Source organism: Caballeronia sp. EK (assembly GCF_014384845.1).
GTDB classification, from domain to species: Bacteria; Pseudomonadota; Gammaproteobacteria; order Burkholderiales; family Burkholderiaceae; genus Caballeronia; species Caballeronia jiangsuensis.
In genome coordinates, this window is record NZ_JACSUE010000012.1 from 138,330 (window position 1) to 151,673 (window position 13,344).

6 protein-coding genes are annotated in these 13,344 nt (G+C 59.1%); all 6 read left to right on the top strand.

Going from position 1 to position 13,344, the window contains the following annotated elements:
* Positions 1-246 precede the first annotated feature (246 nt).
* The 6 genes from IAG25_RS30570 to IAG25_RS30595 all read left to right on the top strand — a co-directional run bounded on the left by IAG25_RS30570 (position 247) and on the right by IAG25_RS30595 (position 13,309).
* The gene (locus IAG25_RS30570; protein ID WP_187608163.1) at positions 247-987 is read left to right on the top strand and encodes a hypothetical protein; all 741 of its coding nucleotides are present in this window, start codon (positions 247-249) and stop codon (positions 985-987) included.
* A gap of 148 nt (positions 988-1,135) precedes the next feature.
* Positions 1,136-1,483: a helix-turn-helix transcriptional regulator gene (locus IAG25_RS30575; RefSeq protein ID WP_187608164.1), complete on the top strand. Its 348-nt coding sequence runs from the start codon at positions 1,136-1,138 to the stop codon at positions 1,481-1,483.
* Between the two features lie 251 nt (positions 1,484-1,734).
* Positions 1,735-3,948, top strand: coding sequence for an AAA family ATPase (locus IAG25_RS30580; protein WP_187608165.1), 2,214 nt, complete (start codon positions 1,735-1,737; stop codon positions 3,946-3,948).
* A gap of 1,589 nt (positions 3,949-5,537) precedes the next feature.
* Complete coding sequence (locus IAG25_RS30585) at positions 5,538-6,104, top strand: recombinase family protein (protein WP_187608166.1); 567 nt, start codon at positions 5,538-5,540, stop codon at positions 6,102-6,104.
* 1,410 nt (positions 6,105-7,514) lie between these two features.
* Positions 7,515-11,546, top strand: coding sequence for a hypothetical protein (locus IAG25_RS30590; RefSeq protein ID WP_187608167.1), 4,032 nt, complete (start codon positions 7,515-7,517; stop codon positions 11,544-11,546).
* Complete coding sequence (locus IAG25_RS30595) at positions 11,543-13,309, top strand: hypothetical protein (protein WP_187608168.1); 1,767 nt, start codon at positions 11,543-11,545, stop codon at positions 13,307-13,309. The genes IAG25_RS30590 and IAG25_RS30595 overlap by 4 nt, the downstream gene beginning before the upstream one ends.
* Positions 13,310-13,344 lie beyond the last annotated feature (35 nt).

Genomic DNA, 13,344 nt, shown 5'->3' on the forward strand with positions numbered 1-13,344 from the left:
TCGACGGGCATGTGCTTTCGCGGGAGAGGGCGCGTCTGCTCACGGAATTCGAGGTCACACGGGCATGCTGTCACCTTGCCGCCTGATCTAGGGTTATTTCAAAACAGTACAATCGCCCAATGACCGTTCCAGCCGTTCAGAGCTCTGCTGTGCCCAATCAGTCCGGACGCGGGCAACACATCGGCCTGGAATAGTCGGGGCGCGCGCAGCTTCGACGCGCGAACGAAATACCACTTAAGGGCGGGAATGGAAAAGCAACTGACTGCTGGTAGCGAGCGGATTAGCGAGGACTGCGGGACGACCCGTGCAGCCGCCGCACGCGATGTTGCTGCAACTTCGACGGCCAAAAGCGCTTCAGCTGCTGCTCAATCGGATCGTCGCCCAAATTGGCGGAGGTGGGAGCAACTCTCCGAAGTGACGGTTGCCGAAGCCGTGGCACTCTCTCTCGACATCGATCCGGAACTGGTCGATTGGGGCGCGGGAGCCAACGCCATTACCGCGTGCGGCGAATCGCCCGAATTCAATGATCGACTGTTCGTAGCGGTGCGATACGTGGGAATCGGCAAGCCGTTGTCGATCGTCTCTGCTGTCGCCCAAAAACCATCCATCCATACGATGATAAAAATGGAGGAGTTCGTCGCCTGGGCCACGAAAAGGGGCTGGAAAGTCTCCGCGACGCTGGTGGACCGCTTCGGGGAACACGCCCCCCTTTTTGACTATTACTGGGACGTTGTCCGCGGCGGTGGTGCCCTGCCGGAGACTTCCGGACAGGCTTCGGGCAACTACTCGACGAAGCTATTTCGTCTGCTGTTAGATGCGCGCGATAAATATTGGGTGCGCTACGACGCCGATGATCCTTCCACGGCACCGACGAATGAGACGGTCGCAGAGTGGCTGATGGCTCAGGGCGTCTCTGACCGACTCGCCCAAACGATGGCCACTATCCTTCGCGCCGACGATTTGCCCGCTGGCCGGCGAAAAAAATAGTAGCACCCCTCTGAGCGTTATGCGGCGCGCCTGTTCGAAATGGCGCGCTATTTTTTTGCAGAACGGTGCGATCCTTCGCGACTATATCAAGTGACTACCGATCTATAAATTGCGAAGCCATGTTTCACAACCTTTGACAAGGAACAACATGGCGCATCAAACGATCGTATCGACCACCAGCGTCGGCCCGAAGCCGCCGGAATGCCGTCACTCTCCCCCGGAGATGCCGATTACGCTTCCCAATGTGGGTCTCTTCCGCTTCAAGCAATTCGCGGCGTTTTTGCCGTTCAGCCGTGAGACATGGCGCAAGCTCGTGCTCAAAGGCAAGGCGCCCGCGCCGATCCGCATGGGTGGCCGTTGCACGGTGTGGCCGGCGGCCCAACTTCACAAATTCCTCCGCGATCCTGCGAACTATCAGGCTGAGAACTCTATGACACCGCCTCGCGCTGAGACCGGACGCGCAAAACCGCGCGCCAAGGCTCAAGAGGCAACTTAGGCCGACAGCGCGCAACGGTGACCTTCACGGCGGCTGCCCTAAGGCGGCACGCCTTCGCCGGCATGGATTTCACCAAAGCAAACGGACGAGTCCCGACGCTAACGACCAACACTTGAGAAAGCCCATGCCGTACCTCCACGAAAGACGGCATCAAGCTAAGGATAACTAAATTTAAAAATATTATGGTAATGAACGCACTCACGTCAGCGCAGCGTGCCGTGGCCGAACGTCCTGTGTTCTCTGGAGTTACTGTGCTGACGACGACAGGCCGTCAGCTGAAACTTACCAAGGAACTGTTGCAAGATGGCAGTGTGAGACCGCATAGCGCCGCAAAATGGTTCGCCGCGCGGCAGGTCCCCTGCGCCACGCCGGAACAGTTGTATTCGTTGTTGCTCGAACTCTCCGACGATCCGCACAGTGCCATCGTCACGGAGCCGCTGCGCGGAGACCTCGCCCCTAACGAAGCGGACCGTGGTGTCAAAAAAGACGTGCTGGGAGGCGACGAGTTCGCAACGCGCATTCGTGGCGGATGCCTCGAACTGCGAAAGCTGGGCCAAAACTTTGACACCAAGGCGCTCACCCGCGTCGCCATGTTTGACGTCGACGATTGGACGCGGGCTCAGTTCGATCCGATGGGGATCATGGGCTACTGTCCGATCGCCGATCGTTTGCAGATCGCGCGCGACTGGATTTTGCAACAACTGCCGAAGGGTTATCACGACGTTCACTTCATCCTGCAGATGTCGGCCAGCGCGGCGTTGCCGCAGAACCGCGACCGGTTCAAGGCACATATCTGGTTCATTCTTGCGGAGCCGTACGTTAAGTCGGACATGCAGGTGTGGGCTAAGTCGATCGAAGGCTTGGACCCTTCGCCGTTCGGCACCGCACATTTGCACTACACGTCGAAAATGGTTGGCGCCGAATATCACTTCGACCCAGTAACTCTGGTAAGAGGGCAGCGCCCGTATGCGGAACACGCTGGCATCGCTGCAGCCCGCACGCTCGCCGCCACGCTCTGCGCTGCAGATGGCGGCCTTCTGTTTCCTGATCCGCTGCAATTGGCCCAAGATCACGGGTGGCCCGATCCGGAAGAGTTCGATTACTGCGTGCTCCGTCATATCGACATGGATATGCCTGAGCCCGAGTGGCATAACAACGTCATCTGCGTGCTGGCGGCGATGTACAAGGGCACGCCACAGGAAGAGAAGGCCATTGAGGTCGGAATTCGTGCCTCGGAGCGCTCCCAGAAGTATCAAGGCGACGACATCCAGACGGCTTTTACCGAGAGGTTCGAGCGAGCTCGCATTATTGGACCGAATGGGCGGACCACCGGATGCGGCACGCTCATCTGGATGGCGCAGCAGGCAGGCGCAAACCCTCATGCATTGCGCAAGGCGTTTCGCGCCAAACAGGTTACTGCCGCAGAAGCCAGTCCGCAAATGCGCTACGTGTTGCGGACCGCGACCGACTTGTTGAACGCCCCGCCTATGGAGTGGATGGTGCGCGGGGTGGCGCCTCGGCGAGGGCTGATCGCGCTGTACGGGCCGCCAGGGACAGGAAAATCCTTCCTGACGCTCGATCTCGCTGCGGCTGTCGCAGGCGGCGAGGCGGAGTGGTTCGGGCGTCGCGTCGCCCAATGCCCGGTGACGTACTGCGCTTTGGAAGGGGAGGCAGGCATGGGCAAGCGCATCAAGGCGTGGGCCCAGCATCATGACGAGCCGGTGCCGGATTCTCTGCGTTTCGTAACCGCGCCGTTCGATTTGCTTGAAAGCGCGGACATTGTCGGGCTCGCGCATGCAATTGAAAGCGCTGGAGGTTCGGGCGGATTGGTGGTGCTTGATACGCTGAATCGAGCGGCGCCTGGTGCCGACGAGAACTCTTCCGTGGACATGGGCAACATCATCGCCGCTGCGAAGCGCTTGCAGGACAGGCTGGGCGGCTTGGTACTGCTGGTGCATCACACCGGAAAGGACGCTACGAAGGGACTGCGCGGGCATTCGAGCCTGCACGCGGCGCTCGACGGCGCCATCGAGGTGAGCGCGACGTGTATCGGCCACGAATGGCGCGTCGCCAAGTCCAAGGACGACGAAAGCGGAACTGTGCACCGCTTCGTGTTGGACGTCGTGGACCTTGGCGACGACCAGCACGGCGATCGAATCACGAGCTGCGTCGTCAACCCTGACAGTGACGTGCCGAAAGCGCGGCGCCCCGGCCCTCAAGGTGTGAAGCAGACCCTTGTTTTCAACGCTCTGAAGCAATTGCTGCGCGATTCTATGCACGTCGGAGCGGGTGGCGCGCCGCCGGACCAGCCGTCTGTCGCAGTGGAGGCCGCCATCTCTGCCGCCAGCGCGGCGTTGCTGGACGAAGAGCCAAAGCGCCGGAGCACCACTGCCAAGCGGGCGATCGAGGCCATGGTCGCGCGTCGCGTTTTCCATGTTGCAGACGGCTGGCTGTGGCCTTCGTGAGCAGAATTCCAAAGGACACAAAAGACACAAAAGAGGGAATTGCGTCACTTTCTGTTTTGGGACAGAGGACGCAAAAGACGCACCCCCCTATAAGGGTGCGTCATTTTGCGTCCACGCAATTACGTGCGTTCTGGTGAGAAGTTTTTTTCCTGCTGAAGCAAATAGTCTGGACATTTATCAAAGGAAACGACAAATCCCATGGATACTCGCCGTCAAAGCTAGCACCGGCCAGAAAACGAAGAGATTTGAAAGTGCTAACGCAGCGGAAGCGGCGGCCTACATCGCTAAGATTGCCGACCCCGGCGCGATGGTCTTGCTCGCATGCGATCCGCGGGTTGCTCTGCTTTGGGACGGCGACTCGTGGCACATCGTCGCTTTTTTGGACAACCAGCGGACAAATGATGGGTAAGCGCGTGGCCGACTTTAAGACCGCTCGTCGCGAGCATGATCGTATTTTTCACGACAAGGCAAGCGGAGTCACCTTTCTTCGCTGAGCCGTGCGCGACTGTTTCGAGCGACTCAGGAGGATTGCTGCATGGCCCGTCAATCCGCCTACGCGGATGCTATCGGCGGGCCCGCCCCCATCCCCTTTTCGTGGTCGCGCTCGAATACAGCTATCGCGCGCGCGCGAGATTGAAGGCATTGTCGGGACAGTCAAATGCTGCATTCTGTTATTCGACATCAGGGTCTTCCCATCGGGATGTGGTGAACCGGTTAATGTCGCCGCTACCATCGCCAAATGCTCGCATTGAGTCACGGATGCTCGAAAGTGATCCCAGCGGTGTTTCAAGAGTTTGCTGCGCGGAGCAGTAACGATGCGACTACGGTGCGCCCCGTGTACGAGAAGCCGACGGCAGAGATTCATTCGACGCAGCAGCTTTCGCACGGTATGCCGTAGTACGTGCCGCGCATGCGGCGCCGCTCACGAAGAGCAACTACCTGAAGAGCGGCGCGATACCGGCTGACCGGCATACCGACAGCGACTATGGTCGATTGTCAACCGGCTCGAGAGCTAATGCGTGATGCGCAGGCAAGGAGAAATCTCGCGCCTTTACTGTCGAAAGCCGCAGTCTCACGTTCGCCGCATACCGAATCGGCGGCGGTCCAGCAGCGCATAACAGGAACTCGATAAGAGTCGATCGTAGGTACGGCCTCGATCGGATTCAATTGACGGGTCCTGGGAACCCAACTACCCCCAACGAAAAATACGCATGTACCGCGTTTGCGGAATGGGGCTTTCGAGGGGTTTTTAGACGAACGGCCCTTTCGCCGGCTGACACTATGAGATGGCACCGTGGCCGTTACGGCAATGTTGTCCGCGAGATTTTGATGCAGCCTCGCGGACCGGTCGCGTGTGTGACGAAAGCATTCGCCAGGAACGTTCGTCGTCCTTGTCTGAAACGATGTCTATCTGGAGTACACCTTAGATGAACGTGCCGCGAGGGATTGGCGGCGCCTCTCGCACGTACAACTGCAGTCAATTTGGATTTTTTGACAGTGCGTCCATCCTTGTCTAAAACTCACTTGTACAAGCCGGCGTAGACAGAAGGCGCTATTACCCGGCCGCTCATGCGCAGGAGAGATCTGTCATGAATAAGGGGCAAAGAATCGGTTATGTGCGCGTGAGCACCGTAGATCAGCACTTCGAGAGACAACTGGATGGCCTTTCGCTTGATAAGGTGTTCACTGACACGGCCAGCGGCAAGGACACGAAGCGCCCACAGCTACAGGCAGCACACGACTACGTGCGCGAGGGTGATACGCTGATCGTCCACAGCATGGACCGGCTTGCGCGAAACACGGAGGACCTGCTACGGATGGTGCGTGAACTAACTTCACGAGGAGTGTGCGTCGAGTTCGTGAAGGAACGCCTCATCTTCGGTGGAAACAGCGATGACCCAATCGCGCATCTCATGATGACAATGCTGGGCGGCTTTGCGCAGTTTGAGCGCGCCCTTATCCGCGAACGCCAACGGGAAGGGATTGCGCTGGCGAAGGCGAAAGGGAATGTCTACAAGGGACGCAAGCCATCACTTACCAGAACCCAAATAACCGAGGTGCGGGAACGGGCTGCCAAGGGCGAATCCAAGGCTAAGTTGGCCAAGAACTTCGGCGTAGCTAGGCAGACCATATATAACGTGTTGGGTCGCCCGTAACCTGCGCTTGTGCACCCTTGAGCGTCGCCGCGTGGTATCCAGCACCCGTCGTCGGCCCGATCGCGATTGTCATTCCCCGAGGCTGATTGCCGCACTGCGGTCGGGCGACGAGGCAGCTGTGGGCGTTCCCATGCTGATCTGCCTGCTCAATGGACAGACGCCAGAGCTCGTCGAGTGTCATCTGCGCAAGCTGCGCTCATGAGACGGATGGTCTGCCCGCCTCGCGCCGCAACGCACGGCGGAACGAGATGATCGGATGGCGCAGGGAGTTTCTGACGTCGATTTTCGACGATGACCATGCGTCGTCACGCGGTCGCCAGGTTGCAACGAGAATACGAGCTTGCGATGTCCCGCGCCGCCTGCGATCGGAGTCGATCTTGAAGGTCTTCACACCGTCGCCTGTTGGCACTTGACTAGTTGATCAATGATGAAATCATTTCGGAAGAGCGGGAAACGCCGGAGGAATATAACCGCATGCAGGGAACTGGCCTGTAACGTCTAGACTGGGCGATATTTTTATTCAGGCATGACAGGGCACGTGTTGCGCTGAATTTCTGCCCCCGGCACACCCGCTTTCGCTCTTCAAAATGGGTCCCATCTAGCGCGTGGGCCCGAGCAGGGACAGCCGGGCAGAATTGAAAACGGCGAGCGTGAAATCTCTGGCGTTGGCATTCGGCTTCGCGATTGCGATCGGCCGTGATGGACCGACCGCTTCTGAAGAGCATGCCGACAATTACGGCGCCACAGCCTGGAACTCGCGAATGCGGTGACCACCAGCATAAGGTCTGTCAATAAACGCCACGAACCTGCGCAGCGTTAGCGTGCTTGGCCGTGGTCGCGACGTTGGCGACTTCGCGCGTGACCGCTATAAACGCGCCGACCAGATCGAGAAAGGAATTGCGCGATTCACCGGCATTCAGACGATAGGCTGGAGTCGTTACACGAGGGATGCAAACAACTGATGAATGAGCGGCGCGCCAACGAGCCGAACCCTTTGAGCTGCTATGGCGCTGCGAACGAGGCAAGAGTGACCAGGGTGTGGCTGGTAATCGTCGCCTCGTGATCCGTCGGCGACCAGCGGACGCCATGACGGGGAATCGCGAGCTCGTTGAGACGTGGCGCGCGGTACGTCGCGCCGAGGAGGAAGCAAAGACACTCGAATGTAGGATTCGCGAACGCCCGGTTCATGTAATCGCGTATGCCTATACGGACGGGAGCACCACGGGCCTACAACGCGGCGATGACGATTGACTGCCGTGGATCTTTTCCGCCGAATGCGAGCGAAACCTTCCCTCCTCTCGCAGGTCGCCACTACAATCAACGAGCCGTCCCTTTGCCGTACACCACATAGCGGAACGAAGGCGACCGACGCCGCTGGACACCTTAGGGCACGATCTGGAGCGACCGCGAATGGAAAGAGCGCGTAGCGATGACCTTGGCGAGTTGGAGGCGATCCGCAGGAAGATTGATGACGTGCTCGAGAAAGCAAGGACCGTTGTCGGTTTTCTGGAGGGCATAGAGGCGGAAGGGATCAAGGTGGCAGCGAACATCACGCACACTGGGCTCATGCATGGCTTCCGCTTCATAATGGGGAACGCCAGTTGTGTCGGAGCACAGTTGGGACGGCCATACGTGTGGGCGAACCTAGCAAAGCACTTGAATTATGAGCCGGCTGCCGACAACCCCGTCCTGCGCGCTAGACGCGTTATCTCGCGAAAGCAAGCCGTCAAGCCTCAAAATCAGTTGACGCAGCAGGTTCCGAAAGCTGAATCCAAGGCGCGCATCGGGGGGCAGCGCGGCCGGCCCGGAGCAACAAGAGCGTCGCCACGGCCACAAGAAACGGAGTGCCATACCCCCGATTCTCGCGACGCTAGTCCTGTCGAGGCGATCTCAGCAAACATAGTACCGTTCGAGTTTTCGTCTCATGCGAGCCAAGAATTGGTCCGGGACGCCCTTATCGGGTACGCCAAGGGCAATGCCGCAGGCCGCATTTTCATCGATCACGCCCCGACCGGTACGGGCAAAAGTTGGGCGATCGTCAATGAGATCGTCGCTCAAGTGCGTACTTGGCGCACACGTAAGACGATTCTCTGCCTTGCGCCGGAAAAAAGGCACCTAGCCGCGTTGCTGGTGGGCCTGAAAGCAGGCTTGCCCGACACGCCAGTGCTTACGTTGCGCGCCAAGGGCGATGCACTTGTCGAGCACGGCATTCCGCCTGCATGCCCATTGCGGGAGCATGGTGCCGACAAGAAACTCGTGCAGGCAGTAGAACATGCCATCGAGCTGGTGCGCAACAACGCGGCCGCGCCGCAGATTGCGTCATACAAGGCGGTGCTCGGACATGAGCGTGAGAACTTGTGGAAAGGCTGTCGAAAATGGGTGGAGGCGCAAGGCCGTCAAGAGACGCCTAACGTCACGGCATGTCGAAGCTGCCTCAGCATGTTTCCCGGTAATCGCTTGTTTGAACCGCGTGACGGCCCTTTGGTGGCCCTTGCGACTTACGAAAAGCTTTACTTTGGTCTTGACGCGTTCGAGATCGAACATGGAAAGACAAGTATCACCACTTACTCCGCATTTGTCTCGAAGCCCTCTGGGCTGGATCGCCCATTCGAAGACTGCACGATTATCTGCGAGGAGTATTCGCACGGTCACCAGCGCGTTACGCAACAGATCGAGGAAAACGCGCTGATCGTTTCAGTCTTTGAAGCAGCCGAGTCCGTGGTGCGTTCGTTTCGGGACGTTTATCAAAAAGTTTCGATGGAAATCGAGGATCACGACACCGCGCTTCACGCGAAGATCGCGAAGCGGTTGCTCGATATCGGCAATGAGGTCAGCCGCCGGCGTGGCGAGTTCTGGCTGGTCAGGGAAGACGTCCGTCCCTTTCGTATGGGCCGGGCGTGCCTGCTGCTGAAGCCGGAGGACGCGCGAGACATGCAGTCCTTCGTGGCTTCGCTGAGTCCCGCGTATTCAAGCCTCTTTCCGTCTGACAAACTTGGGGTCGCCCTGGACGAGATCGCAACGGAGGCCTTCGGGGAGGACTGCTATCGGGCCCGGGTGCGGCGCTTTCCAAGTTCGGCTTCGCTTAAAGAGTGTGGTTACGGCTCCCTGCCTCTCGCGGCTCAATTTGCCCGTGCCAGAACCCTTGAACCAATCGCATGGTGTGCAGAACAGCTGACCGACATTCTTACCCGATCACTCCCGAGGGAGCGCAAGGAACAGCTGATCAATTACTTTTTCCAGGGAGTTTCGCAGCGCGATCCCAGCTTGATCGAGTATCTGCGCTCGCTGATGTGGCGTCGCCACGCGCACGTTGACAGCTTGGGCGCGGCCTACCGCGAACGGAACCTCCTAGATGAATTCTACCTGCGCGGTTATGAACTCCTCGAGGCGCGTCTGGCGGACGACGGATTTCAGGTGCGCGTGCTGGCGCGTCTAAGTCGCTCGAGCCCCGAGGCGATGCTGCACCATCTCGCTACGGCGGGCAATGTTCTTTATATATCGTCGGCGTCTGTCCCGATACGCTCGGCGATCAACAACAGTGATTTCGACTGGGTTCGGCGGATGGGACATCCCATTCAACTCCTGGCCCAGGCCGCGGGCGAGCGGCTGATGGCGGAAAAGGCTTTGGGCAAGCCGACGCCTCAAATCATCTGGGGTGACCCGGCGGTCTCCTCGCTGATCAATTTGACCTTCACCGAAAAGACCGACCCTAACGCCATGCTCGACACGCTCAACGTGTTTGCCGATACGCTGGCCGGGGACGCCGATGCGGCAACGGCCTCGCGTTATGCGATTCTCTTTTTTAACAGCAAGCAGAATTGCGAACAGGCGAAAGCGGCGTTCGAGCAACTAGCTGTCCGGGACGGCTTGGACATCCATTGTTATGTCGTCGCTGCCGAGACGTTCGCCAGTGGCGACATGACGCGTATCTCTGAGGAGATCGCCCGTCATCTGCAAGCGCAAGAGTCGCCGCGTTGCTATCTGATCTTTGCGACCTATGCCGGCCTCGCAACCGGGGCGAACCTGCATGTCGACTTAACTCACCTCGCATCGCTTTCGGAAAATCTATTGGCCTATGTCGGTGGCGGGCCGCTGCGGCAACATGTGGGGTCCGACAAAGCTAGCGTGGACCTCTCGGATATCGTGCTGGTCGAACCGCTTACGAACTTCGTAAACGCCAACAACTTCTACCGCGTCGGACATCAGCTAGCGGCCCTGGGCGACACAGAGTGGCGTCGGATCGGACGAGAGATCTTCCGGAAGGGGCCCCTCGCACCCTGGTACCTCACCTCAGCGGCGGTACGACGGACCCGCCACTATGCGGCGCTTCAGTTTAACGCCGCCATGCAATCGATTGGCCGAATGGACCGCACGCTCAATGCGGCGGCGGTGCCCCGGGTGTTTTTGAATCGGCATTTCGCTCCGATCTTCGCGGCGGTGGATGCCGACATGATCGGCGAGACGTTTCTTTCTCCTACAATCCAAAGCGTCATCGATAGCGCCCAGGCGCGTCTGGCTGATGCTGACATGCTGGAGCGCGTCGATTGCATCGAAGCCGTGGAGTTGTCCTCCAGCGAGTTCTTCACCTACCTGGCTACCTTGGTGCGGCAGGATGACATGGCGCGCCGAGCGTGGCTGCACGTCCGCAGTTACCTCGCGCGCCACCAAGTCATTTCGCACAAGATTTTGGACGATGCCGACGCGAACCGCGAGGCCATCGACGCGACACTGGCGAAGTACGGTGTATCGCTGCGAGATTTTTATTTCGACATACCGAACTCGCATTTTTGGGCTAACTCGCACCTATCGGATAACAACGGAACCTACCAACTCGGTTTCGAGCGGGAGGAGCACCGGTTTCTGTTCTGGCCCAAAGACGAGGCGCCGCTGACCACTGCGCTGACCTACCGGGGCCCGCTACACGCACCTCGCGGTGGGGCGCTATTCGTGCGCCCGGACCTCATGCACGAAGTTGTGGTAGCCGTCGAGTATGAGAACGACTGCCGGCGTTTGATCGAACAATTTTGCAAGAAGAAGGTCCTGCCTGAGGAGGACGTGCTTGCATACCTCTTCGAGCGCGGCGACCTGTTCATTCAGCAGTGTGATGCCTGCGTGGACGCGAAGGCGTGGTCAAGGGCGACGATGGAGAGCGCTTCGAATCAGGCATCGCTGGAAAAGCTCATCGAGGATGCCAGGATGAAAATGCGCTTTATGCAAGCGGAGGCGCCACCCGGTGCATGGGTACCCAAACGCTATCTGTACGCGTTCAAGCACTGGTGGCCGGCCCTCGCCGAGCACCAAGGACGTTTGGCGGTATTTTTTCAGGAAGATGCGCCGGTGCCAGCGGCAAACGAGGGCTGGGATGTGGGATTCGTGCATGTGGCCGAGCACTGGGTAATTGGCACCGTGCTCGATGGCCTAGACAGAGGCTCCGCACCATGATCGAGCCGCTGTATTTTAATGCCTTGTGCGCCGAGATCGAGTTGTCTAAATGGCAAGGTTTTGCGGTCAAGCAGCGGCTTACGCGGGCCGACAAGGGGCTGCGTAGCGAGATTGCAAGGCGTTGGCGTACCGGCGAAGTGCTGGCGGAGATCAGCGACGGCGAAATTTCGTGGATCCTGCATCGTGACACGGAGACGGACGTGCTGGCCGACTATGCCTTCCGTGCGGTGTCGCTTGATATTGTACCCGCGGCCGTCATGCTCAATTTCTACCTGGTCATGTTCGCGTCCGCGGGCGGTAGCCGCGGGGTATTTGTCGGTCCTAGCTACAAGCTGTGGGAGGCTCGGCGGAATCGCGGTGGAGACCAGCGCGTTTGCTTGTGCCCACGTTTTGATAAATGGGGCGAATTAGTCACCGTAAACGTGGCAGCCACCAGCGTGCGCACCGCTTCCCCAAAGATGGCCAAGGCCGTGCCTGTGTTTGACAACGCCGAAGGTGTCGTGCATCGCAGCGTTGGTCACCGGATGCCGCGTGCCGGCGAGCTGGTGCGCGATCCGCCAGCAAAGGGCGCCAAGGTTGGCATCCCCTGGATCCCGAACTCAAGTGATGCGGGCCCACTCGCCTCCAAGGCGGCCTTCCTGCATTGGCTTGTCGGTCAGATCAACGACGACGCGTTTGCCCGGTTGGCGCCGCGCCGGCTCGAGGGCGAACCGGTCAAAGTCTGGATCGGAGCACGCGGTCAGGATGCCAAGCTTAAAAAGGAAAAGTTGATCCACACCCTCGAATGCGCCTTGCCGGCGCGGAACGTGGCAGTCTACGATCGTCGCACCGATGCTGGCGACAGGTTAGCGTGGCCGACCATTGTCCACGCCCTGCGAAAGACCGCGAGCCGCTTCGGCATGACGGTCACCGACCGCGGCACACTAGCGCAGGACATCAATGATGTGGCCGTGTTCATCGCCATTGACGCCAAAGATCTCTTTGCCGAGGATGAATCGGAAGATACCAAACCGGCTGCCGTGGCGAGTTTTCACGGACCGGTTCAATGCTTCTCGCAGTCGATCGTTGACGAGATCGTCGATGACGCAGCAACTAGCGCGGTGACTGTGGCTCAGCCAACTTTTCTCGTGATGCTTGCAAACGTATTGATTAAGCATGAGGTTTGTGACAAGCAATTGCTACTGCATCGGCAATGGGTAGTTCGATCGGCAACTGCGGATGTCGGACACTACCTGTTCTGTGAGAGATTCGATGGCGGCGAAGAGTCCCTCTATGTGGGGGTGCACGTTACAGCGTCCGGCGCATTGAACTTCATAGAGAGTCGCGCGCTGCCGAAGTTGCTCGCCGAGGCAAAACAACGTGGGCTTATCTCTATTTGGAAACGCAAGCCCGGGGACCCGAGCTTAAGTAAGTGGCCAACGGCAATTGAGGTTGCAGACACACCAGTCAAGGCGTTGCCTTTGCTATCGCGGCATGACATGACCGCACATTTCAGCGGCGTGCGCGTGGTGAGTGAACTCAACGCCTACTATGCCGCGGGAGCCGAGCGCCCTGGTCCAGGCAAGGTAGAAAAGGCCGTGATTCTGCGTCAAGTCATCCGTGCAAACGGGCGCCGGCAGCACGACGATCTCGCATTCATCGCGGGATGTTGCGTCGATCCTACTGTGCGGTTGCACGCCGCGACAGTGTGGCCGGGGCCGTTCAAGCTCATTCGCGAATACATGGCGCTCTATCATGCTCGCGCCGACACTGCGCAAGCTTGAAAGCGGTGATCAGCGATTTAGGGCCCGGGACAACT

Bases quoted from the DNA above. Each gene is read 5' to 3' on its own strand.
- IAG25_RS30570 (WP_187608163.1), top strand. From the start codon at position 247: ATGGAAAAGCAACTGACTGCTGGTAGCGAGCGGATTAGCGAGGACTGC.
- IAG25_RS30575 (WP_187608164.1), top strand. From the start codon at position 1,136: ATGGCGCATCAAACGATCGTATCGACCACCAGCGTCGGCCCGAAGCCG.
- IAG25_RS30585 (WP_187608166.1), top strand. From the start codon at position 5,538: ATGAATAAGGGGCAAAGAATCGGTTATGTGCGCGTGAGCACCGTAGAT.
- IAG25_RS30590 (WP_187608167.1), top strand. From the start codon at position 7,515: ATGGAAAGAGCGCGTAGCGATGACCTTGGCGAGTTGGAGGCGATCCGC.
- IAG25_RS30595 (WP_187608168.1), top strand. From the start codon at position 11,543: ATGATCGAGCCGCTGTATTTTAATGCCTTGTGCGCCGAGATCGAGTTG.